General features: G+C 65.4%; 20 protein-coding genes. 8 read left to right on the top strand and 12 right to left on the bottom strand.

Going from position 1 to position 22449, the window contains the following annotated elements; genetic code table 11:
* The first annotated feature begins 145 nt into the window (after positions 1-145).
* The 3 genes from NNX38_RS08300 (at position 146) to NNX38_RS08290 (ending at position 3110) form a co-directional block, all read left to right on the top strand.
* A complete protein-coding gene (locus NNX38_RS08300) occupies positions 146-904 on the top strand; it encodes a peptidylprolyl isomerase (protein ID WP_255797562.1) in 759 nt (252 codons plus the stop codon).
* 53 nt (positions 905-957) lie between these two features.
* On the top strand, positions 958-2388 hold the full coding sequence (locus NNX38_RS08295; RefSeq protein WP_255797561.1) for a DUF349 domain-containing protein: 1431 nt from the start codon (positions 958-960) through the stop codon (positions 2386-2388).
* Between the two features lie 101 nt (positions 2389-2489).
* The gene (locus tag NNX38_RS08290; RefSeq protein ID WP_255797560.1) at positions 2490-3110 is read left to right on the top strand and encodes a type IV toxin-antitoxin system AbiEi family antitoxin; all 621 of its coding nucleotides are present in this window, start codon (positions 2490-2492) and stop codon (positions 3108-3110) included.
* Positions 3111-3123: 13 nt separating this feature from the next.
* On the opposite strand, the gene NNX38_RS08285 is transcribed toward NNX38_RS08290, so the two are convergent.
* The 8 genes from NNX38_RS08285 to NNX38_RS08250 all read right to left on the bottom strand — a co-directional run bounded on the left by NNX38_RS08285 (position 3124) and on the right by NNX38_RS08250 (position 12256).
* A complete protein-coding gene (locus tag NNX38_RS08285) occupies positions 3124-5289 on the bottom strand; it encodes a bifunctional (p)ppGpp synthetase/guanosine-3',5'-bis(diphosphate) 3'-pyrophosphohydrolase (protein ID WP_255797626.1) in 2166 nt (721 codons plus the stop codon).
* A 442-nt stretch (positions 5290-5731) separates the two neighbouring features.
* Positions 5732-6748, bottom strand: a complete 1017-nt coding sequence (gene secF / locus NNX38_RS08280; RefSeq protein ID WP_255797559.1) for a protein translocase subunit SecF — start codon at positions 6746-6748, stop codon at positions 5732-5734.
* Positions 6748-8475, bottom strand: a complete 1728-nt coding sequence (secD, locus tag NNX38_RS08275; RefSeq protein ID WP_255797558.1) for a protein translocase subunit SecD — start codon at positions 8473-8475, stop codon at positions 6748-6750. The genes secF and secD overlap by 1 nt, the downstream gene beginning before the upstream one ends.
* Before the next feature lie 93 nt (positions 8476-8568).
* Entirely contained in the window at positions 8569-8988 is a 420-nt protein-coding gene (yajC, locus tag NNX38_RS08270; RefSeq protein WP_255797557.1) for a preprotein translocase subunit YajC, read from the bottom strand.
* Positions 8989-9093: 105 nt separating this feature from the next.
* Positions 9094-10185: a Holliday junction branch migration DNA helicase RuvB gene (gene ruvB / locus NNX38_RS08265; protein WP_255797556.1), complete on the bottom strand. Its 1092-nt coding sequence runs from the start codon at positions 10183-10185 to the stop codon at positions 9094-9096.
* A gap of 1 nt (position 10186) precedes the next feature.
* Positions 10187-10813, bottom strand: coding sequence for a Holliday junction branch migration protein RuvA (ruvA, locus tag NNX38_RS08260; RefSeq protein WP_255797555.1), 627 nt, complete (start codon positions 10811-10813; stop codon positions 10187-10189).
* 73 nt (positions 10814-10886) lie between these two features.
* On the bottom strand, positions 10887-11486 hold the full coding sequence (ruvC, locus tag NNX38_RS08255; protein ID WP_229951763.1) for a crossover junction endodeoxyribonuclease RuvC: 600 nt from the start codon (positions 11484-11486) through the stop codon (positions 10887-10889).
* 11 nt (positions 11487-11497) lie between these two features.
* Positions 11498-12256, bottom strand: coding sequence for a YebC/PmpR family DNA-binding transcriptional regulator (locus NNX38_RS08250; protein WP_227921280.1), 759 nt, complete (start codon positions 12254-12256; stop codon positions 11498-11500).
* Positions 12257-12534: 278 nt separating this feature from the next.
* Between NNX38_RS08250 and NNX38_RS08245 the strand changes: the two genes are divergently transcribed.
* From NNX38_RS08245 to NNX38_RS08235, 3 genes are all read left to right on the top strand, one after another.
* Positions 12535-13806 (top strand): Mur ligase family protein, encoded by a 1272-nt coding sequence (locus NNX38_RS08245; RefSeq protein ID WP_255797554.1) that lies wholly within the window; start codon positions 12535-12537, stop codon positions 13804-13806.
* Entirely contained in the window at positions 13803-14549 is a 747-nt protein-coding gene (locus NNX38_RS08240) for a type 1 glutamine amidotransferase (protein WP_255797553.1), read from the top strand. The genes NNX38_RS08245 and NNX38_RS08240 overlap by 4 nt, the downstream gene beginning before the upstream one ends.
* 61 nt (positions 14550-14610) lie before the next feature.
* A complete protein-coding gene (locus tag NNX38_RS08235; protein ID WP_255797552.1) occupies positions 14611-15243 on the top strand; it encodes a bifunctional 2-polyprenyl-6-hydroxyphenol methylase/3-demethylubiquinol 3-O-methyltransferase UbiG in 633 nt (210 codons plus the stop codon).
* Here the strand turns inward: NNX38_RS08235 and NNX38_RS16910 are convergent.
* Both NNX38_RS16910 and NNX38_RS08230 read right to left on the bottom strand, forming a co-directional pair.
* Positions 15227-15403, bottom strand: a complete 177-nt coding sequence (locus tag NNX38_RS16910) for a GNAT family N-acetyltransferase (RefSeq protein ID WP_370646395.1) — start codon at positions 15401-15403, stop codon at positions 15227-15229. The genes NNX38_RS08235 and NNX38_RS16910 overlap by 17 nt on opposite strands.
* A gap of 21 nt (positions 15404-15424) precedes the next feature.
* Entirely contained in the window at positions 15425-16564 is a 1140-nt protein-coding gene (locus NNX38_RS08230; protein WP_370646392.1) for a DUF222 domain-containing protein, read from the bottom strand.
* 844 nt (positions 16565-17408) lie between these two features.
* On the opposite strand from NNX38_RS08230, the gene NNX38_RS08225 reads away from it, so the two are divergent.
* Positions 17409-18128 carry a class I SAM-dependent methyltransferase gene (locus NNX38_RS08225; RefSeq protein WP_255797551.1) on the top strand — a complete coding sequence of 240 codons (720 nt, stop codon included), beginning with the start codon at positions 17409-17411 and terminating at the stop codon, positions 18126-18128.
* 64 nt (positions 18129-18192) lie between these two features.
* On the opposite strand, the gene NNX38_RS08220 is transcribed toward NNX38_RS08225, so the two are convergent.
* The gene (locus NNX38_RS08220; RefSeq protein WP_370646391.1) at positions 18193-19536 is read right to left on the bottom strand and encodes a CapA family protein; all 1344 of its coding nucleotides are present in this window, start codon (positions 19534-19536) and stop codon (positions 18193-18195) included.
* A 114-nt stretch (positions 19537-19650) separates the two neighbouring features.
* Between NNX38_RS08220 and NNX38_RS08215 the strand changes: the two genes are divergently transcribed.
* Positions 19651-21675 carry a M3 family metallopeptidase gene (locus NNX38_RS08215; RefSeq protein WP_255797550.1) on the top strand — a complete coding sequence of 675 codons (2025 nt, stop codon included), beginning with the start codon at positions 19651-19653 and terminating at the stop codon, positions 21673-21675.
* Positions 21676-21828: 153 nt separating this feature from the next.
* Here the strand turns inward: NNX38_RS08215 and pgsA are convergent, their stop codons facing one another.
* A complete protein-coding gene (gene pgsA, locus NNX38_RS08210) occupies positions 21829-22446 on the bottom strand; it encodes a phosphatidylinositol phosphate synthase (protein ID WP_255797549.1) in 618 nt (205 codons plus the stop codon).
* Positions 22447-22449 lie beyond the last annotated feature (3 nt).

Below are 22449 nucleotides of genomic sequence, written 5' to 3'. Positions count from 1 at the left end.
CCGGCCACGGTGCACGCAACCGCGTGCATAAACTATGTGCGGCACTCATTTTAGCCGCTTGGGAAGCAGCCCCCGTTTCAGACCCGCGCGTCGAACCCAGGCGTCGATCCCCGATCCCGACCACGATCCAGTACAGGAGGCAACGGTGGCAGCAAACCGCACCAGCCGTGAAGACAGGCGCCGGCTGGCCCGGATGGAAGCACGGAAGGCCTTCGCTGCTGCCCGTGCCAAGCGGCGCAGGCGCGACAATCTCTTCGCCGCATCCGCCGCCGTCGTTATCCTGGCCCTTGCCGTTGCACTGCAGGTGGCCTGGTTCAGTTCCGACCCCACTGCGGAAGACCTGGAGCTGCTGCGGGACCAGGCCGACGTCGCCGAACTGCCCGACGTTCCGGATCCCTCCGTCGCCGAGGGCAAGACCTTCACCGGATCCCTGGCCCTGGGCCAGGGCGAGATCGGCGTGGAACTGGACGGCAATGCCGCGCCGCAGGCAGTTGCCTCTTTCAAAACGCTTGCCGATGCGGGCTACTTCACCGGCAAGGACTGCCACCGCCTGACCGCCACCGAATCCACCTCCGTGCTCCAGTGCGGTTCGCCGAACGGGGACGGAAAAGCCGACCAGGACTTCCTGTGGGGGCCGGTGGAGAACACACCCGCCGACGGCTTCTACCCCGCCGGCACCATCGCCGTCGCCCGCGGCGAGGACGTCATGAGCCACGGCACACAGTTCTTCATTGTTTACAAGGATTCGACGCTAACGCAGGAAACCGGCGGCTACACGATAATGGGTAAGGTAACGTCAGGTCTTGACGTACTGGAGGCCATTGCTTCCTCGGGGACAGCCTCCGGGGAGACCGATGGTTTCCCGAAAGACCCGGTGACGATTAACTCGTTCACCCTGAATTAAGTGGCGGCGCGGGCTTCGCAAACTGCCATCCATCGAGTGAAAGACTTTTAGCGGTGACAGACAGTCAGAAATCCGACGAAACAGCAGGCCCGTCCACTACGGAGACGTCCCGGCCTGCCACTCCGAGCCCCGCAGCACTTGCGGCGCGACGGCCCTCCCCCGCAGCCGTAGGCTCCCGGCCCGGCGCGGCCGCCCAGCCGGTGGTGGCTGCCCCCGCGGCCCACTCCACCCCGCTGGAGGAAGCCGCCCGCTTCGCGCGGGTCGAGGAGGACGGCCATGTCTTCCTGATCGTGGACGGCGAGGAATCCGCCGTCGGCCAGTTCCCCGACGCCTCCAAGGAAGAAGCACTGGCCTACTTCGTGCGCAAGTACGACGACGTCGCCAGCCAGCTCCTGCTTCTTGAGCAGCGGGTGCAGGTCAAGGCTCCGGCTGCGGACATCCACAAGACCCTGAAGCACCTTGCCCAGCAGGTGGCCGAGCGCAAGATGGTGGGCGACATCAAGGCGCTTGATGCCCGCATCGAAGCGCTCGAAACCTCGCTGAAGGAAGCCGAGGCCGCCGAGCGTGCCGAGGCTGAGGCCGCCAAGGCGCGTGAGCTTGCCGCCCGTGAAGCCATTGTTGCCGAGGCGGAGGAGATCGCAGCCAAGGACCCGGCCACGATTCAGTGGAAGACCAGCAGCAACCGGATGAACGAGCTGTTCGATGCGTGGAAGACCGCGCAGAAGAACGGCCCGCGTCTGGGCCGCAGCACGGAGGACACCCTGTGGAAGCGGTTCCGCTCCGCCCGCACGGTCTTCGACCGCCACCGCCGCGCCTACTTCTCCCAGCTGGACAGTGAAAACTCGTCCGCCAAGGCTGCGAAGGAGGCTCTCATTGCCCGCGCCGAGGAACTGGCCACGTCCACGGACTGGGGCAACACCGCCGCCGAATACCGGCAGCTCATGGATGAGTGGAAGGCCTCCAAGCGCGCCAGCCGCAAGGACGACGATGCCCTGTGGGCCCGCTTCCGTGCGGCGCAGGATAAGTTCTTCGCCGCCCGCCAGGCAGCGAACGAGGTTATCGACGAGGAATTCGCCGCGAACCTGGTGGTCAAGGAAGAGCTGCTGAGGGAAGCACAGGCCCTGCTGCCGATCACGGACCTGAACTCGGCCCGCAAGGCCCTCCAGTCGATCCGTGAACGCTGGGAAGACGCCGGCAAGGTACCCCGCGCGGATATGGGACGCATGGAAACCGGCATCCGCAAGGTCGAGGAAGCCGTGAAGGCTGCCGAAGACGAGCACTGGCAGCGGAGCAACCCCGAGACCAAGGCACGCACCAACTCTGCCCTGTCCCAGCTGGAGGCGACCATCGCGTCCCTCGAACAGGACCTGGCCGACGCCGAGAAGGCCGGCAACGCGAAAAAGATCGCGGACGCCCGCGAGGCCCTCGAAGCCCGTCAGCAGTGGCTGGCAATGCTGCAGAAGTCCGCGCAGGACTTCGCCTAGGCCCTGTAGCCCGTCCACGGCGCAAGCCCCGCCCCTCCCGTTATCCACAACGGCCGGGTCGGGGCTTTCGCTTTGCCCGCAGGCTGCACATGCTGGTGTGCATGCCTGCGCAGCTCTTTCCCTACCCCGGTGCCCTCCCGCAGATCACTTCCACGGGCGGAGCGCTGTTCACCGCCGGGGACGTGTTCCGGCACGAGGAACTCCAGGCCATGGCGATGGACGGGCTGCTCCGCCATGTGTACGCGGGAACCTTTGTACGCTGGGATGTCCGGCCGGACCCGGTGGTCCGTGCCCTCGCGGCGTCGGCCGAGCTGCCCGTGCAGCTGCGCCGCCGGCTGACCATGGGGAGAATGACCGCTGCCTGGATCTACGGCTGCGCTCCGCGGCCGTCCCGCCTCGATGTCCTGGCGGACCGCCGCAGCCGCACCGGTGCCCTGCAGCCCTTCAGCACCGCAGTCCTCCACGAGGTCCTGCTGGGCCCTGCCGACCGTGCGGACGTAGGAACGGTGTCCGTTACCTCACCGCTGCGGACCGCCGTCGACGTCGCCCTCTATGCCGGCACCGCAGAAGCGGTTTCCACCCTGCGGCGCCTGGCCGCGCTCCCGGCCCTGAACTGCCGGCTGGACCTCGTGCAGCGTGCCCTGGAAGCCGGAAACCGGATACCGGGCAAAGCGGCGGCACTGGACCGTGTTGCGGCTGCCGCCGCCGAGCCGATCCGTTAGCGGACCGCGGGAACTAGACCCGCCGCTGCGACCCGGTGGTGCGGTAGACGTCGAATACGCCGTCGATCTTGCGGACCGCGCTGAGGATGTGGTTCAGGTACTTCGGGTCCCCCATCTCGAACACGAACTTCGACATCGCCACGCGGTCGCTGGAGGTGTTGACGCTGGCGGAGAGGATATTCACGTGGTTCTCCGAGAGGACCCGCGTCACATCCGACAGCAGGCTCTTGCGGTCCAGCGCCTCCACCTGGATCTCGACCAGGAAGACGCTGGACTGGGTGGGTGCCCATTCCACCGGGACAATGCGGTCCGGTGTGGCGCGCAGTTCCTGCACGTTCCGGCAGTCGCTGCGGTGTACCGAAACACCCGAGCCGCGGGTCACAAATCCGATGATCGGATCCGGCGGAACAGGGGTGCAGCAGCGGGCAAGTTTGACCCACACATCGCCGGTACCGCGCACGGTGACGCCGGAATCGGAGAACTTGGGACGGCGGGCCGCGGTGGCCACCGGCGTTTCGGCCAGGTCCTCCTCGGCGCCCTGGTGCCCGCCCATCAGGTTGACCAGGTGCTCAATGACGTTCTGGGCGGAGGTATGGCCGTCGCCCACCGCGGCGTACAGCGCGGAAATGTCCTGGTGGTGCAGTTCTTCGGCCACCGCCACCAGCGCATCATGCGTCATCAGGCGCTGCAGCGGCAGGTTCTGCTTGCGCATGCCGCGGGTGAGCAGGTCCTTGCCCTTTTCGATTGCCTCTTCGCGGCGTTCCTTGGTGAACCACTGCCGGATCTTGTTCCGGGCGCGCGGGCTCTTGACGAAGCCCTGCCAGTCCTGGCTGGGGCCGGCGCCCTCGGCCTTGGAGGTGAAGATCTCCACCCAGTCGCCGTGCTGCAGTTCGCTGTTGAGCGGCACGAGTTTCCCGTTGACGCGTGCACCGATGGTCCGGTGTCCCACCTCGGTGTGGACGGCGTAGGCGAAGTCCACCGGCGTCGACCCGGCCGGAAGCGCCATGACCTCGCCCTTGGGCGTAAAGACGAAGACTTCGCGCGCATTGATCTCGAACCGCAGCGAATCCAGGAACTCATCGGGATCCGAGGTTTCCTGCTGCCAGTCCACCAGGCTGCGCAGCCAGCCCATGTCGTCAGGGGCTTCGGGGCCCTTATTTCCGTCCTTGTACTTCCAGTGCGCGGCCACGCCGTATTCGGCGCGGCGGTGCATGTCGTGCGTGCGGATCTGGATTTCCACGGGCTTGCCCCCGGGGCCGATCACCGTGGTGTGCAGCGACTGGTACATGTTGAACTTCGGCATCGCGATGTAGTCCTTGAACCGCCCGGGCAGGGGGTTCCACCGCGAATGCAGGGCACCGAGGGTCGCGTAGCAGTCGCGGACGGAGTCCACCAGGACGCGCACGCCCATCAGGTCATGGATGTCGTCGAAGTCTTTGCCCCGCACGATCATCTTCTGGTAGATCGAGTAATAGTGCTTCGGCCGGCCGGTGATGGTGGCCTTGATCTTGACCGCATGCAGGTCATCGGCGATCTGCGACCGCACGGTGCCCAGGTACTTTTCCCGTTCCGGCGTCCGGTCCCCCACCATCCGCACGATTTCGTCATACACCTTGGGGTGCAGCGCGGCGAAGGAAAGATCCTCCAGCTCCCACTTGATGGTGTTCATGCCCAGCCGGTGGGCCAGCGGGGCGAAGATTTCCAGGGTTTCGCGCGCCTTCTTGGCGGACGATTCCGGTGACACAAACCGCCAGGTGCGGGCGTTGTGCAGCCGGTCCGCGAGCTTGATGACCAGGACTCGGATGTCCTTGGCCATGGCAACGACCATTTTCCGCACGGTCTCGGACTGCGCCGCATCGCCGAAAGTGACCTTGTCCAGCTTCGTGACACCGTCCACGAGCATGGCTACCTCGGGGCCGAACTCGCTCCGCAGCTCGTCCAGCGTGTAACTGGTGTCCTCCACGGTGTCATGCAGCAGCGCCGCGGCGAGGGTGGTGCCGGTCATGCCCAGCTCCGCCAGGATGGTCGCCACCGCCACCGGATGCGTGATGTACGGATCCCCGCTCTTGCGCTTCTGGCCCTCGTGGCTGCGCTCGGCAACCACATAGGCGCGCTGGATCAGCTCCAGGTCTTCCTTGGGGTTGTTGACCCGGACCGTGCGCAGCAGCGGTTCCAGCATCGGCGAGTAGCCGGGGTTGCCCCGGCCTGCCAGCCGGGCGAGCCGTGCACGCGTGGAGGCACGGCGGCCGGTCGACGGCGCACGGCCTGCGCCGCTGCCGACTTTCGCCGGAGCGGAAGCCGGGCCGGGTACAGGAAGCAGGGCGTCAGTGGTGCTTGCGGCAGCATCCAATGCCGCAGCTTCGCGCGCTGCGGTGCTCTTCTGCCCCGGGTCGATTCCCGCGGTGCCGCTGTTTCCTGCCTCATCGGCAGGCGTTGCACTGTTGGCCACTGACGACCTTTCTTCCGTGCTCTCAAAAGCAGGTGGTCAAAACGTTTTGGCGGCCGCGCTTTACGCAGCCCTGTCAACCAGTCTAAGCCTGCCCGCACCGCACTTAAACCGCCGGTTCCGTACTCACTTGGCATGGAGTACGGAACCGGATGGTCGGAGCGGGATTTACCCCTTAGGCGCTGACCGCCGTCGAGCCCTTGGCTTCGCTTGCACGGCGCTCGGCCACCCGCTTGGCCTGCTTGCGGATGTCCGGTTCATTCCGGCGCAGCCACGCGTACAGCGGCGCTGCAATATAGATGGTCGCGATGGTGCCCAGGATGATGCCCACGAACAATGCCAGGGACAGGTCCTTCAGGGTTCCGGCGCCCAGCAGCAGCGCACCGATGAACAGGATGGAGGCCACCGGGAGGACTGCCACCACGGAAGTGTTGATGGACCGCACCAGGGTCTGGTTCACGGCCAGGTTCACTTCTTCCGCGAAGGTCCGCTTGGTGCGCTTGTCCAGGTCCTTGGTGTTTTCCCGGACCTTGTCGAACACCACCACGGTGTCATAGAGCGAGTAGCTGAGCACGGTAAGGAAACCGATGATGGCCGACGGCGTGACTTCAAAACCGCTCAGGGCGTAGACGCCCGCGGTGACCACCATAACCACCAGCAGCCCGACGACGGCGGCAACCGACATCTTCCAAGTCCGGAAGTACAAGGCCATCAGCACCGCGGCCAGTGCCACGAAGACGACGAGGCCCACGAGGGCCTGCCGGCTGACGTCGCTGCCCCAGGTGGGACCGATGAAGGTGGAGGTGACCTCGTCCTGGCTTACGCCGTAGGTATCCGCCAGCGATTCCTTGACCTCGATGGTCTGGTCATCGCTCAGCTTCTCCGTCTGGATCCGCATGGTGCCCGGGGCGATGTTGGTGACCTTCGGGTCGGCTGTCCCGGCAACCTCGGCCACGGCCTTCTCGCCGCCGCTGACGTCGGTGTTGCTGACGTTGGAGACGGTGAATTCGGAGCCGCCGCGGAACTCGATGCCGAGGTTGAATCCGCCCTTGGCTACCGGTATGGCGATCGAAAGCAGCACGGCTGCCGCTGCGATGATGAACCACAGCTTTGCCTTGCCAACGAAGTTGTAGGACCGCTTTCCCGTGTAAAGGTCGTTGCCGAATGCGGCGAAACTGGGGAGCTTACTCATTACTCGCCGTCCTTCTCGGAGCTGCGGCCGCTACCGGCCATTGATTCCTGCTTTTCGGCAAGCCGCCGTTCGGCGATGGTCATCCGTCGTTCGGCTTCCTTGGCCGCTCCCTTGTTCTTGCCGCGCGCAGCAGGAACATCGGAGGGATTCCGCAGGCGTCCGGCACCGCGGTACAGCGGTACGGCGCCCAGCTTGCTCGGATCGAGGCCCGAGAAGCGGTGGCCGTCGCCGAAGAACTTGGTGCGGGCCAGAAGCACCATGGTGGGGTGCGTGAACATAAAGACCACAATGAGGTCCGCAATGGCGGTGAGGCCCAGGGTGAACGCAAATCCCCGCACGTTGCCCACTGCCACGAAGTACAGGACGACGGCGGCGAGGATGTTCACGGCCTTGGAGGCCAGGACGGTGCGCTTGGCGCGCTTCCACCCGTTGTCCACCGCGGACACCAGCCCGCGGCCGTCGCGGAGCTCGTCACGGATACGTTCGAAGTACACGATGAACGAGTCCGCAGTCTGCCCGATGGCGACGATCAGGCCGGCCACGCCTGCCAGCGAGAGCCGGTAGTTGTGGCTCCAGCCCAGGATGGCGATGGCCAGGTAGGACAGCAGACCGGCCACGACGAGCGAGGCGATGGTCACGAAGCCCAGGGCGCGGTACTGGAACAGCGAGTAGACGGCTACCAGGGCCAGGCCGATCAGGCCGGCGATGATACCCATCTTCAGCTGGTCGGAGCCAAGGGTTGCCGAGACCTGCTGTTCGCTCTGGATCTCGAAGCTGATCGGCAGGGCGCCGTATTTCAGCTGCTCGGAGAGCGCTTCGGAGCTTTCCTGGGTGAAGTTGCCGGTGATCTGGGGCTTGCCGTCGGTGATGACCGCGTTGACGGTCGGCGCGGAAATGATCTGCCCGTCGAGGACGATGGCGAACTGGTTCCGCGGGTCGCCCTGGGGGAAGGCGAAGAGACGCTCGGTAACCGAACGGAATTTGTCGGTGCCCTCGCCGTTGAACTCGATGTTCACGGCCCACTGGTTGGTGGAAACACCGTTGTTGCCCTGTGCCATGCCGAAGCTGGCCGTGGAAATGTCCACGCCGGGAACTTCGACCGGGCCCAGGATGTATTTGCCGGCGGTGCCGGGCTCGCAGGCGACCATGGGCTGGTCGGCCGGCGCCTGCTCCGCGTTTGCGATGGTATCCGGGTTCAGGCAGTCAGTGGTTTCGAACTGCGTCTGCAGTTCCGGTGAAATCCAGTTGGTGTCCGAAGCATCGGTGGGTTCCGCCGACGGGGTAGGCAGCTGTTCCGCGGGAGTGGGATCCGTTACTGCTGCACCCTGTCCCCCGCCGCCGGCCAGGACCGGGCGGAACTCCATGTTCGCGGAAGCCTGGATCAGCTCGCGGGTCTCGGGATCGGGGACACCAGGCAGCGACACCACGACGTTGCGGTTGGACTGCGTGCTGATCTCCGCTTCGGAGACGCCGCTGCCGTCCACGCGCTGGCGGATGATCTCCACGGCCTGGTCGAGCTGCTCGGTCGTGATTTCGGAGTCACCGCCCTGCACCTCGGGAGCAAGGATCATCTGGGTGCCGCCCTCAAGGTCGAGGGCGAGTTTCGGGGTCCAGCTGGCGTTGCTCCACATGGAACCACCGCCAAGCAAAAGGGCCAAGGCAGCAAAAATGACGCCCAACCAGAGGAGCGTCTTTTTCGCGGCCGAGCCGGGGCCGGTACGGGGCATAGGGAATTTTCCTTAAGGGCGAAGATCACCGGGACCGTCATGGTCTCCGGGCGGCAAGCGGGGCACCGATGCCCCGCTTGGCTCGTGGAGAGTCTAGTTCTCTTTTTTGTCGTCGCGGTTCAGGCGCTTGAGTGTTTCTTCAGGTGTCTCGTCCTGCACGGCGTCCTGGCGCTCGGAGGTGTCCTTGCCGAGCGTGAGGGAAGAGGCGTCATCGGGGACCGCGGCGGCGTCATCGGCCGGTGTTTCTTCGGCGGGAACGGTGACGACCTTGGTCAGTGCCTGGAGGTGCACCGTGGCGGTGTTGCCGGGGGAAAGCTCCAGCACCGCCTTGTTTTCTTCCTGGTCCACGGAAACGATCCGGCCGAAAAGCCCGAACTGGGTCATGACCTCGGTACCCGGAAGCATCTGGGACCGCTGCTGGGCAACCGTCTGCTGTGACTTCTTCTGCTTGCGGAACATCATGATGACGAAGACCGCCAGCAGAAGAGGGAGAAAGAGATCAGCGGGATTCACGTGGATGGTTCCTGTTTCTGTTGGGGAAGGGTCAGGCGGGGTCCGGGCATTGTGCCGGGACCGTGCCCAAGGGCCAGTCTAAACGGAAAACGTGGGAGCGGACTGTTAAGTTTCCGGCACGCTCTCGTCGACTGCCGCGGACGAGGTGTTGGTACCCGGGCCGGAAAACATGTTCTGCGGCATGGCAGCGGCCACGTGCTCGGGCATCTGGAGGCCCAGATGCTCCCACGCGGCCCGGGTCGCAATGCGGCCCCGCGGAGTCCTGCCGAGCAGGCCTTCACGGACCAGGTACGGTTCAGCCACCGTCTCCACGGTCTCCGGTTCCTCGCCGACGGCGATTGCCAGCGTGGAAAGTCCCACCGGTCCCCCGTTGAACTTGGTGACCAGCGCGGTCAGCACGGCGCGGTCCAACCGGTCAAGGCCGAGCACATCCACCTCGTACATATCCAGCGCGGCCCCGGCCGAGCGGGCATCAATCTGCTCGATACCGTGCACCAGCGCCCAGTCGCGGACGCGGCGCAACAGCCGGTTCGCAATTCGGGGAGTGCCGCGCGAGCGTCCGGCAACCTCGGCGAAGCCTGCGGAGTTGACCTTCATATCCATCAGCATGGCCGAGCGGCGCAGTACCAGTTCCAGTTCATCCGTCGAATAGAACTCCAGGTGGCCGGTGAATCCGAAACGGTCCCGCAGCGGACCGGGCAGCAGGCCGGCGCGGGTGGTGGCTCCCACCAGGGTGAACGGCGGCAGGTCCAGCGGAATGGCCGTGGCACCGGCTCCCTTGCCGACGATGATGTCGACGCGGAAATCCTCCATGGCCATGTAGAGCATTTCCTCGGCCGGGCGGGACATGCGGTGGATTTCGTCCAGGAACAGCACCTCGCCCTCGGTCAGGGAAGACAGGATGGCTGCGAGGTCGCCGGCATGCTGGATGGCCGGCCCGGAACTGATCCGCAGCGGTGCGTTCATTTCCGCGGCAATGATCATGGACAGGGTGGTCTTGCCCAGTCCGGGCGGACCGGACAGCAGGACATGGTCGGCGCTGCGGCCGCGCAGCCGTGACGCTTCGAGTACCAGCGACAGCTGCTCACGCACGCGCTTCTGCCCCACGAAGTCGTCCAGGTTCTTGGGACGCAGCGCGGCTTCAATGGCTTTGTCGTCCGGATCGGGCCCCGGAGCAACCAGGGAATCAGCGGACACCTCAGCCAGCCTTTCGGCGCGAGGAGGCCCGGGCGCCGTCGGTCCCGAGGCGTCGCAGCGTCAGTTTCAGGATTTCCCCCACGTTGCCGGCGGCAGCGACGTCGGGATGCTCGGCGGCGGTATCGTCCATGGCGGCGGTGGCGTCCTTTTCGGACCAGCCGAGACCGGTCATGGCCGCCAGGACCTGTTCCTGCCAACGGGGTGCGGCCGGGTTTTCCGCGGTGCCGTGCGGCACCAGCTTGTCCGCCAGCTCGAGGACAATGCGGCGGGCGCCCTTGGGGCCAATGCCGGAGACCTTGCTGAAGGCCTTGTCGTCGCCGGTGGATGCGGCCACCCGGATGGCTTCGGGGGTGTGCACGGCCAGGACAGCCAGGGCTATCCGGGGGCCCACGCCGCTGACGCCGAGGAGGATTTCAAAGACCTCGCGCTGATCCGCGTCGCTGAACCCGTACAGGGTCATGGAGTCTTCGCGGACGATCATCGCGGTATGGACGCTGGCTTCACTTCCCGTGCGCAGCGAAGCCAGAGTCTGCGGAGTGGCCTGGACGAGCATCCCGAATCCGTTGACATCAATGACGGCAGAGGTAAGGCCCACGTGCGAAACGACCCCGCGGAGGGAACTGATCATGAAGGAACTCCAGAGGCTGTATAGAACATATCTACGAATACCCTACTTGCTGGCGCCCGCATTCCCCTGCTGTTCAGTAGCTTCCGCGTTTTGCCCGCGCTTCCGCTTCGGCCCAGAGCCGCTGGGCCGGAGTCAGTCCGGTAGCCGGCGCCGTGCCCCGCGACGCAGAGCCTGCGGTGGGTCCGGGACCGGCGACGCCGCGGCGCCAGGCGTGGGTGATCGCCAGGGCAAGGGCGTCGGCTGCGTCCGCCGGCTTGGGCATCTCGTCCAGCCGCAGGATCTTAGTCACCATCTTGCCCACGGCGTCCTTGTTGGCCGAGCCGGAGCCGGTGACCGCCGCCTTGACCTCAGTGGGCGTGTGCAGGGCCACCGGGATGCCGCGCCGGGCAGCGGCGGCAATGACGACGCCGGACGCCTGGGCGGTACCCATCACCGTGCTGACATTGAGCTGGCTGAACACCCGTTCCACGGCCAGGACATCGGGCCGGTGGGTGTCCAGCCACAGCTCGATGGCTTCGGAAATGACCAGCAGCCGTGCGTCCAGCGCGGTTCCGGCCACCGTGCCGACAACTCCGACGGCCACGAGGGTGGCCCGGCGGTTTCCCTCGACCTCAACTACTCCAAGGCCGCAGCGGGTGAGGCCGGGGTCCACCCCCAGGACGCGTAAAGACACTGATTCGGCGCTTAGTCGTCTTCTTCAAGCTCGGCCATAACGGCGGCCGGGATATCAGCGTTGGAGTAGACATTCTGTACATCGTCGAGGTCTTCCAGCGCATCCACAAGCTTGAGGAACTTGCGGGCAGCGTCGGCGTCCAGTTCCACGTGCATGGACGGGACGAATTCGGCTTCATCGGTCTCGTACTCGATGCTCGCCTCTTCCAGCGCACCAACGACGGCGCGGAGGTCCTGCGGCTCGGAGATGATCTCGAAGTTCTCGCCCGATTCCTTCACTTCGTCGGCACCGGCGTCCAGGACGGCCATAAGCAGATCGTCTTCAGTGAGGCCGTTCTTGGGGAGGTTCACCACGCCCTTGCGGGTAAACATGTAAGCCACCGAACCGGGGTCGCCCATGTTGCCGCCGTTGCGGGTCACGGCGAGGCGGACCTCGGAAGCAGCACGGTTCTTGTTGTCCGTGAGGCACTCGATCAGGAGGGCGGAACCCTGCGGACCGTAGCCCTCGTACATGATGGTCTGGTAATCAACGGCTTCACCGAGCAGACCGGCGCCGCGCTTGACCGCACGGTTAATATTGTCGATCGGCACCGACGTCTTCTTGGCCTTGGAAACGGCCAGTTCAAGGGCCGGGTTGCCTGCCATGTCGGCTCCGCCGGCACGTGCTGCAACTTCGATGTTCTTGATCAGCTTGGCGAAGGACTTGGCGCGCTTGGCATCAATTACGGCCTTCTTGTGCTTGGTGGTTGCCCATTTAGAGTGGCCCGACATGCTCTACGCTTCTCCTCTGATCGATAAAAAAGTCCGGCTGCTTGCCGCCCGTCCAGGACTCCGGGGAACCCGGGGCCGAACAGGGAGACCAGCTAAGCTTCCCGAACGCACTGCCACAATTCTAGCGACCGATTCCGTTTCCGGGGCCGGAAACGCTTCCTGGCTCCGGGTCGGGGACGGATCCCAACGGATATAACCCCGCTGACCTGCCCCGATGCGTGCAGCCTCACTCCTTCGGATCGGTGCTGTATCAAGGGTGTGCGCTATATTCAGTAACCATGAGTTCTTTTTCCATCCTGGTCGGAAAACTGGTCCGCAGTGCCTCCAAACTGCGTGGCGGCGGCTCCGCCCTGCCGGGCCTGGTGGTGGAGAAGATCGATCCGGATTTCATCCGCCGCACGCTCGCAGACCTGCCGCTCGGCGTCGCCGTCGTGTCCGGAACCAACGGCAAGACCACCACTACCAAGATGGTGGTGGAGCTCCTGGAGAGCCAAGGGCTGAAGGTCTTCACCAATCGCACGGGCAGCAACTTCACCCGCGGCGTCGCCGCAGCCCTGCTGGGCGAAGTGAACCTGCGCGGGCACCTGGATGCTGACATCGCCGTCCTGGAACTGGACGAGGCCCATGCCGTGCACTTCGTGAAACTGATCCAGCCGCGCTACAGCCTGCTGCTGAATGTCCTGCGTGACCAGCTGGACCGGTTCGGCGAAATCGACAAGACCACCCGCCTGCTGGAATCCATTGCCCGCGCGACCACCGAGACGGTGGTGCTGAACCGCGAGGATCCCCGCGTGGCGGGCATTGCCGATTCCCTGAACGGACAGCGTGCCGTGTACTTCGGGCTCGACGCGTCGCTGCGCAGCACCTTCCCCAACGACGACGAGATGCGCGGCAGCCTCGCCGAGGCGCTGGCGGCAACGCAGGAGGCCGACGTCGTCCTTGAACGCGTAAGTGAGACGGACGCCGATTTCCTGGTCGACGGACAGGTCCGCACTACCGGACTGAAGCTGCGCGGTGTCTACAACATCTTCAATGCCGCCGCCGCCCTCGCCTTTGCGCGGACGATCAAGGGCAAGAACCTCGACTCCGACGCGTTGTTCGAGGCGCTTGCGAATGTGGAGCCTGCGTTCGGGCGCGGCGAGTCCCTGACCGTCAACGGCCAGCCGCTGGAGCTGGTGCTGGTCAAGAATCCCAGCGGCTTCCGCCTGGGCCTGAAGTCCTTCGCCGCCCACGGCTATTCAACAATGATCGCCATCAATGACAACTACGCCGACGGCCGGGACATGTCCTGGCTGTGGGACGTGGACTTCGAATCCCTGGCCGAGGGCGGAGTCGACGTCGTCAGCGGCGTGCGCGCCTACGACATGGCGCTGCGGCTGAAGTACGACGACGTACCCGTGCGCACCATCGAACCGGACATCACGGATGGATTGAAGCGTTTTATCAAGGACTCCCCCGGGGTTCCCATGCGGATCTTCTGCACGTACACGGCCATGCTGGCCGTACGCCGGGAACTCTCCAAGATCACGAAGGTAGAGGTGGTCTCATGACCGAGGACCGCACAATCAAAATCCTGCAGCTGTACCCGCGGGAAATGAACATTTACGGCGACTGGGGCAACGTGCTGGTGCTCAAGCAGCGCCTGAAGTGGTACGGCTACCAGCCTGTCGTCGAGGAGTACAACGCCGGGGACGAGTTCCCTGCCGACGTCGACATCATTGTCGGCGGCGGCGGCCAGGACAGCGGACAGGTGGTGATCCAGCAGGATCTCCAGCAGTTGGCGCCTACCCTGCAGTGGCTTGCCGAGGACGGCCTGCCGATGCTGGTGATCTGCGGTCTGTACCAGTTGTTCGGACGGTTCTTCAAGACGCATGAGGGTGCGCTCATTCCCGGCATCGGCATCCTGGACATGGAGACCCACGGCGGTGACGTGCGGTTGATCGGCAACGTGCTTTCGGTCAGCGAAGAATTCGGCGAGATCCACGGTTACGAGAACCACAGCGGCCAGACGTTCCTCGGCCCGGGCGTGAAGCCGCTCGCGGAGATCCGCAAGGGTGAAGGCAACAACACCAAGGACAGCACCGAGGGCGCCCGGTACAAGAACGTAGTGGCCAGTTACCTGCACGGTTCCCTCCTTCCCAAGAACCCGGCCATTGCGGACTTCCTGATCGAAAAGGCAGCAATCCGGAAGTACGGCAGCTTCTCTCCTGTTCCCCGTTCGGAAGAGGATCTGGCTGAGCTGTCGAAGCTCTCGGAGATGGCACGCCAGCACGCCGGGCAGCGGCCGCGCTAGGGACTCGCTGCGTGGGACGCTTTTCGTCCGGGTGCCGGGGCTGCCCGTTAGTCTGATGGTCATGATGCCCAGTGCTGACCTTGATTCCTACGCCAAAAAGATGCTCCGGCTAGTGGAAATAGGAACCGACCTTGAGGTCGATGCCCGGTTTATAGACATGCTGGCCCCCCGCAACAGCCGGATCCTTGATGTCGGCTGCGGCATCGGCTCGGCGGTTAATGCGCTGCGTCAGAGTGGGCATCACGCGTACGGCATCGATCCGGCTCGTGCCGTTTTGGATGTCGCCGCCGACATCTTCGATAGCGAATGGTATCGACAGCTGGCCGTGGACGAACTCTCTGATGAGCGCCTGCGTAGTGAGGGTCTGCCCGGCAGGTACGAGGTCATCTTGATGTCTGGAAACGTGCCGGCATTCCTTTCCAGCGAGGCTTTGCAGGACGCTTTCAGGCGAGTCTGTGGGCTCCTGGTTGACGGTGGCCTGTTTGTGGTCGGTACCACCGTTGACACAAGGGGCGGTCCGCAGGCACAGGATGCTGCGGCGGGTTCCGCAGGGCTACCGTTACTGAATCGATTCTCAGACTGGCACCTCGGCGCTTTCGATGAGGACTCAGGCTGGTCCGTAAGTGTTTACGCGAAACCAGGTGCGCTAAACACTCGTACCGGCCCGGACGGGATATTCATTCTGAAGCGCTGATACGTAGACAAGCTAAGTGTGTCGCATTTGTCATGACCGTGCCGTATCCGCGGCTGCGGTGTTCCTGATGAACTGCCAGTCGTTCGATCAGTCCAGGACGCCCTCCTCCGGCAGACCACACCGCGGGGACAGCGACGACCTGGCCGTCTCGGCATCGCACTTAGCGCTGCGGCTCGAACGATCAGGTGCCCGGCAGCGGCGGCGCCGTGGATTGATAGGTGTGTCCGGTCGGCGTGGTGATTTCAACCGTGTGCCGGCCAGGACTTCCACTGCTTTCAGCACGCCATCCAGGTGCTTCCTTGGCCTGGTTGCAGGCTTCGCAGAGTCCCTGCAGGTTCTTTGCATCGGTGGCGCCCCCGTCCCGGTGCCGGCGGATGTGGTCGCGGTGCCGTATTGGCGCGTTGCACCACGGTGTCCGGCAGGTTTGATCCCTTGCAGAGATGAATTTCGCCAATGAATCGGGGACGAACCGCGCCTTTGAGTCCATGCCGATGAGTTCACCGGTGGCCGGGGCCGTGTAGAGGCGTCGGAGCCAGAGGTCCGGAGAACCGGATCCTCCACTTCGAGTTGCCCGGCCTTTTCGTCCCGCGTTGGGCGTCGGGCCGCTTCCGGTCGTTTCACCGCTAAAGCTGCGGCTTCCGGTCTGGCCGGCAACTGCCTGACGGCTTCGGGTCTGGTCGGCAACTGCCTGACGGCTTCCGACTTGGTTGTCATCAGCAGTGTGAAATTCAGCCACCCCTCCGCCGCCGCTGCGAGTTCCGGCTTTTCGTACCGCGTCGCGCGCCCACATGGCCGGTACCACACCGTATCCCTGGAGGTAGGCCGGCTCATCCGAGCCCGCAAGAAGCGTACGGTCGCTCATGACGAGTTGGACCTCCAGCGGCACACGGTCAGCTTGGGTAAGACCGGTGATTCTTTCAACCAGCGTGTCAGCCATGATCTGGCCCCGGCCGCGTTCATCGCCACTGGCCCGGAGTGAATCTGCTTCACGGCTGAGGGCGGCAAAGACGGCAACACCCTGGGCCACCGGCAACAGGCCGGTCAGGTAAGTCATGGTGTCCGGGGCAGGCCGGCAGGAAACATAACGGTCGGCCTGGGCCTTGGCTGCCCGGCGGACCAGCGCCTCCTGATCGATCCGGTAGGTTATTTTCCGGATCCGGCCGATCAGGCGTCCGTCCCCCAAACCCTCCAGCCCTGCAGGGTCTCCGGCCACTTCCCGGTCCACCAGCCGACGGTCCGATACTGACAGGCACGCCGTCTCGCGGACCAGCAGCGTTGCCCGCCATTCGTTGAGCCCTCGGACAGCGCCCGGAGTGTGCACGGCATTTCATGTGCCAGTGCCTTGGAAAAGCCAAGGATCCGCCCGCCGCGGGCAGGCGATTCGCGTCGGGCGAGGGCAATTTGAGCTGCGACTCCTCTCCCCTGCTGCTCCAGGGGAACCCCGGAACGGGCATGTGCTGCGCGTACGGAAGCATCGAAAGCGGCGGTAACCCGGACCTGGGCTGCTGCAGCGGCAGCCTTGAGTTCTTCGAGTACTCGCAGGCGGTTTATCAGACCCGCATCTGTATCGGAGGCGATGTCTTCCAAAGCCCGCCCGGACGACAGCTCGGAGATCCACGTGGTGACCGGCGAGGATGACGGTTCGTTGCCGCAAGGCGCTTTGTCAGGGGTTGCCGTGCCACGGCACTGACGGCTGGACATCGCTGGCGCAGAAGCCCGTCCGTTGCTGCCACCGCGGTATCCAGGAGGTGTACCGCCGGAGGGCTCAACGCCATCAACAGGTGGTTGGTAATCCGGATTTGATTCGAACATGTGTTCGATGCTATGAGCTCAAAACCATGCCTGCGATAGGAGTTTTCGTCCTTGTGGAAAACCTCCTCCATCCCCGAGTACCCCTGCTCTGACCTGCAGAAACACTTGAAAGCGTGGGGCCGGTTCCTGCCTCCATCGGTCGATCCGGAATGCTCGCCCGAGGCCTGCCATCGTCGACTCGAAGGCTAGCCTGGATCTGCCGCAGTGCGCAGGCAGGGCGTCCCGACCCATCCGTCGTCCGGGCTCGCCGCGCGTGTTAGCGTTCCGGCGGAAGCCCCACCGGAAGCCCCACCGGAAGCCCCACCGGAAGCCGCCAGCCCCGACTGAAGCGAGACCTCACAGAAATGAGCCGCATGACTGCATTGAAACCGGCTAACTACTACGCCGTCCCTGAACTTGCGGCAGCCTACGACGCCGACAGCGAAGCCCGGCAGGACCTCCCGTTCTATCTGTCCTTGGCGGGCACATTGGGAGCCCGCCGTGTTGCGGACATCGGCGCAGGAACGGGCCTACTGTGCAGCCTGTTGGCCGGGCAAGGGCATGAAGTGATCGGTGTCGAGCCGGAAGAAACGATGCTCTCGCTCGCTGCATCCCAGCCGCATGCCGGCACCGTCATCTGGATTCAAGGAACCGCGGAAAGCCTGCCGGATGCCTGGACCGATCTGGTTCTGATGACCGGACATGTCGCGCAGTACTTCCTTGATGACACCTCCTGGGTGCAGGTACTCACGCATGCCAGACGAGCACTGCGGCCCGGAGGCAGCCTGGCCTTTGAAGTACGCAACCCGGACGTTGAAGCCTGGCGCAGGTGGGAGGGCACGCACAGTACCAGCCGGGGAACAGTCACCCAGACCGTCCAGCGTGAGGATGACCGGATCACCCACACCGATACCTGGACCGACGGCTCCGGAACGCGAACGACGACCGAGACACTGCGCTTCCCTGCCTGGAACACTGTGACCGCAGGGCTGCAAGCCGCAGGATTCACCGTCGATCAGTGCTGGGGTAACTGGGATGGAAGCCCGGTACGGCAGGATTCACCGGAGTGGATTTTTCTCACCGAAGCGGTTTAGCCCTCATGCCCGGCTGTCCCGCACAACGCCGCACGACCCCGACACCCCACAACCACGCCCTCGCCTACCCTCCCCCGCCGCCCTGCGACACGAGCCATTCATGCGCCCCGGCGTCGGCCGCCCCCAGAGACTCGACCACCGGAACGGTCCGTGCGCGCACCGCTTCCCGCTGGGCCGGCGGCGCGCATTCCCCCTGCGGCAGGTCCCCCGCAACGGAACACCACCGGTACGGGTCCCGGACGATCACCGACGGCGCCCAGGCGAGGTCGCTGACTGTCCACGCCCCGGCGTCGTCGCGGGCGAACTGCGCCCGGACTATCAGGCCCTCGTTGTTGACGTCGTACCAGGGCGACAGCTCCGTCACGGCATTGCCGAGCCCGTAGACAATCCAGGTGCCGTTGTAATTCTCGATCGGCAGCACCGAATGCGTGTGGTGGCCGTAAATGAAGTCGAATTCGCCGCTGTCCGCCAGCGCGTGGGCGGTTTCCACCTGCTGGACATTGGGCACCGACGCGTATTCCTCGCCCGCATGGATGGCCGCGACGACGACGTCGGCCCCCTCCGCCCGGGCCGCCTTCGCCTTCGCGATCATCGCCGGGGCGTCGAGCAGGTCCACCTGCCACGGATACTCGGCCACCAGCCCGTTCAACCCGTAAGTGGCCTCGATGACGGCGAGCTCCCCCGCCGGAGCGGACAGGCGCATGGGAGCGCCGGCGCCGGTCTCGGCGGCGTACGAGCCGGTGTGCGCCAGCCCCAGGGAATCCAGCACGCCCAGCGTGCGGTTCAAGCCGGCCGTACCGGCGTCGATGGTGTGGTTGCTGGCGGTGGTGCAGCCGGAATAGCCGACGGCGGCCGCTGCCGTGAGGATCTGCGGCGGTACGTTGAACATGGGATAGCCCGTATACGGCCCGTCCGGTTCGGCCACCGGGGTTTCCATGTGGCACACGGCCAGGTCCGATCCGGAAATGTAGGTCCGCTGCCCGGCCAGCAGCGGCTCGAAGTCCAGAGGTCCCTTGCCCGTGGCACCCGCATCCGCCGCGGCCTGCTCCCACAGCTGCGGATGGACCAGCAGGTCGCCGGCAAGCATGAGGGAGAAGCAGTTCTCCGTGGGACAGTCCGGCCCCTTGCCGGGGTTGCCGGGGTCCGCGGACGGTAACGACGGCGACGCTGACCGGGCAGGCGACGCGGCGGGCGAGGCGGACGAGGCGGACGCCGACGACGGCGCGCCGGCACCTTGGCGCCCCTCCGGCCCGTCGCTCCCGCCTCCACCGTCCGCCATGCAGCCGCCGAGCAGCAGGGCCAGCGCCAGCACCGCCGCAAGCCCCGGCAGGCGGAGCACCCCCGCAAGCAGCCCGGCACCTAGCCCCGGACCACGCCCCGGAAGACGAATACCCAGGTTGCGTTTCATGAACCCCCCCACGCATCTCCCCAGGCCCGCAGGCTGCGGCAGCGGGGAATCGGACCGATCCTACTGCAGTGTCAGGTTGGAGCGGGATGCCCCGCTGTGCCAGTCTTGGGCTTTATGGACAACCCTTTCCTTTACCCGAGTAGCCTGCCGTACCAGCTGCCTCCGTTCGCGCAGATCAACGAAGACGTATTCCTGCCCGCTTTTGACTCCGGAATCCGGGAGCACGCCGCGCAGATTGAGCGCATTGCCGCGAACCCGCAGGTCCCCGACTTCGAAAACACCATCGCCGAACTGGAGTCCTCGGGCCAGGAACTGGGGCGCACCGCCGTCGTTTTCTTCACCCTCTGTGCCGCGGACGCTACGGAGGGCGTGCAGCGGATCCAGCAGGAGATCGGCCCGCGGCTCGCCGCGCACGAAGACACGATTTACCTCAACCGGCAGCTTTTTGCCCGGGTCGAAGCCGTCGCGGCGAACCTCACCGGCCTGGACGATGAGCAGGTCCGCCTAGTGTCGGAGTACCGCCGCCGCTTCATCCGCGCCGGGGCGCAGCTCGATGACGCCGGGCAGGCCCGCATGCGGGAGTTGAACGCCCGGCTTTCGGAACTGGGCACGGACTTTTCCCAGCGCCTGCTGAAGGACACCAACGCTTCGGCCCTGGTAGTGGACGACGCCGCCGAACTGGACGGCCTGCCCGACGACGACATCGCTGCCGCAGCGACCGCTGCGAGGGAAGCGGGACACGACGGCAAGTATCTGCTGTCCCTCGTGCTGCCTACCCCGCAGCCAGCCCTGGCGTCGCTGACCAACCGGGAGAGCCGCCGTCGGCTGCATGAAGCCGCCCTACACCGGGGTTTCCGGAACAACGACGGGAACACGCTTGCCCTCGCCGCCGAGATGGCCGCGCTGCGGGCGGAGAAGGCTGCACTGCTCGGTTTCGCCAACCATGCCGAGTACGGCACGGATGACCAGACCGCACCGTCCCTGGACGCGATCCACGAGATGCTGGACAAGCTCGCCCCTGCAGCCGTGCGCAATGCCAAAGCCGAGGCCGAAGAGCTGCGCGAAGCGGCCCGGCGGGACGGACACGAACTGGCCGCCTGGGACTGGGCGTATTACTCCGAGCAGGTCCGCCGGGAGAAGTTCGACGTCGACTCCTCCGCCCTGCGCCCGTACTTCGAACTGGAGCGCGTCCTCACTGACGGCGTCTTCTACGCCGCCAACCGCCTCTACGGACTGACCTTCACCGAACGGACAGACCTCGCGGGCTACCACCCCGACGTCCGGGTCTGGGAAGTGAAGGACGACGACGGCACCGGGCTCGGCCTGTTCCTGGGCGACTATTACACCCGGGACACCAAGAACGGCGGCGCCTGGATGAATTCCCTGGTCCACCAGTCCCGGCTGCTGGACGCCCAGCCCGTGGTCATCAACAACCTGAACATTTCCAAGCCCCCGGCCGGTGAACCCACGCTGCTGACCTTCGGCGAGGTGGTCACGGCGTTCCACGAATTCGGCCATGCGCTGCACGGATTGTTCTCGGACGTCATCTATCCCCAGTTCTCCGGCACCTCCGTGCCGCGCGACTTCGTGGAATACCCGTCACAGGTCAACGAGATGTGGATGCTGTGGCCGGAGGTGGTCAGCAACTTCGCAAAGCACTACGTCACCGGGGAGCCGCTGCCGCAGGAGGAAATCGACAAGGTGAATGCGGCGGCCGTCTGGGGCGAAGGATTCTCCACCACTGAGTACCTGGGTGCCGCCCTGCTGGATCTGGCCTGGCACGAACTCCCCCCGGGCGAAACGGTGCAGGATCCGGAAGCCTTCGAGGCAGCGGCCCTGGCGGCGGCCGGCGTCGACCTGGACCTGGTTCCGCCGCGTTACCGCACCGGCTACTTCAAGCACATCTTTGCCGGCGGCTACGCTGCCTCGTACTACGCGTACATCTGGAGCGAAGTGCTCGACGCCGACACGGTCGAGTGGTTCCGGGAGAACGGCGGCCTGACCCGGGAGAACGGAAACCGTTTCCGGACGGAGCTGCTGTCCCGCGGCAACAGCATCGATCCGCTGCAGGCGTTCCGGAACTTCCGCGGACGCGATGCGCAGATCCAGCCGCTGCTGGACCGGCGCGGCCTGGCCTAAGCCTCGGCGGCCTAAGTCCGCCGCTGCGGCAGCCGCCCTAAGTCCGCCGCTGCGGCAGCCGCAGCGGCCCGGCAGCGGCCCGGCAGCGACCATAAACAGAAGGCGGGAACCGGTGATCCGGTTCCCGCCTTCTGTTGCGTCTGGTAAGCCTGCCTAGGCCGGGTTGCCCATCCGCGCCTGTTTCCGCACGGTGTGCATCCGCTGGCCGATGGTCACGCAGCTGGCCAGGGTCAGCAGGATCAGCACCACCAGCAGCAGGACCTCGGGTACACCCAGGCCCACCAGTCCGGTGGCGACCAGCAGGGAGACCAGCCGTTCGGCACGCTCGGCTATGCCGACATTGGCGGAGAAACCCAGCGACTCGGCCTTGGCCCGGATGTAGGAAACCAGCATGCCGACCACCAGGCAGAGAACAGCCGCGGTGCCGATGGCGTCGTTGCCGCCGCCGGTGAAGAACCAGATGGCGACGCCGGCAAACAGGGCGCCGTCGGCGAAGCGGTCGAGGGTGGAATCCAGGAACCCGCCCCAGCTCCCCTTGCGCTGCTGCTGCCGGGCCATGATCCCGTCAACCACGTCGGAGAAGATGAAGACGGTGATGAAGATGGTGCCCCAGAACAATTCACCCAGCGGATAAAAGACCAGGCCGCCGATCATCACGCCGAGCGTGCCGGCAATGGTGACCATGTCCGGGGTCACCCCCCGGCGCAGCAGCCAGGTGGCCAGCGGGGTGAAAACGGCAGTGAAGAATCCCCGTGCGTATTTGTTGAGCACGCG

This window comes from Arthrobacter sp. zg-Y238, assembly GCF_024385525.1.
GTDB classification, from domain to species: domain Bacteria; phylum Actinomycetota; class Actinomycetes; order Actinomycetales; family Micrococcaceae; genus Arthrobacter_B; species Arthrobacter_B jinronghuae.
This window is presented reverse-complemented; position numbering and strand designations above follow the sequence as displayed.

Bases quoted from the DNA above. Each gene is read 5' to 3' on its own strand.
- NNX38_RS08245 (WP_255797554.1), top strand. From the start codon at position 12,535: ATGAGTTCTTTTTCCATCCTGGTCGGAAAACTGGTCCGCAGTGCCTCC.
- ruvA (WP_255797555.1), bottom strand. From the start codon at position 10,813: ATGATCAGTTCCCTCCGCGGGGTCGTTTCGCACGTGGGCCTTACCTCT.
- NNX38_RS08290 (WP_255797560.1), top strand. From the start codon at position 2,490: ATGCCTGCGCAGCTCTTTCCCTACCCCGGTGCCCTCCCGCAGATCACT.
- NNX38_RS08220 (WP_370646391.1), bottom strand. From the start codon at position 19,536: ATGAAACGCAACCTGGGTATTCGTCTTCCGGGGCGTGGTCCGGGGCTA.
- NNX38_RS08235 (WP_255797552.1), top strand. From the start codon at position 14,611: ATGATGCCCAGTGCTGACCTTGATTCCTACGCCAAAAAGATGCTCCGG.
- NNX38_RS08250 (WP_227921280.1), bottom strand. From the start codon at position 12,256: ATGTCGGGCCACTCTAAATGGGCAACCACCAAGCACAAGAAGGCCGTA.
- NNX38_RS08215 (WP_255797550.1), top strand. From the start codon at position 19,651: ATGGACAACCCTTTCCTTTACCCGAGTAGCCTGCCGTACCAGCTGCCT.
- NNX38_RS08240 (WP_255797553.1), top strand. From the start codon at position 13,803: ATGACCGAGGACCGCACAATCAAAATCCTGCAGCTGTACCCGCGGGAA.
- secD (WP_255797558.1), bottom strand. From the start codon at position 8,475: ATGCCCCGTACCGGCCCCGGCTCGGCCGCGAAAAAGACGCTCCTCTGG.
- secF (WP_255797559.1), bottom strand. From the start codon at position 6,748: ATGAGTAAGCTCCCCAGTTTCGCCGCATTCGGCAACGACCTTTACACG.
- NNX38_RS08285 (WP_255797626.1), bottom strand. From the start codon at position 5,289: ATGCTGGAACCGCTGCTGCGCACGGTCCGGGTCAACAACCCCAAGGAA.
- NNX38_RS08225 (WP_255797551.1), top strand. From the start codon at position 17,409: ATGACTGCATTGAAACCGGCTAACTACTACGCCGTCCCTGAACTTGCG.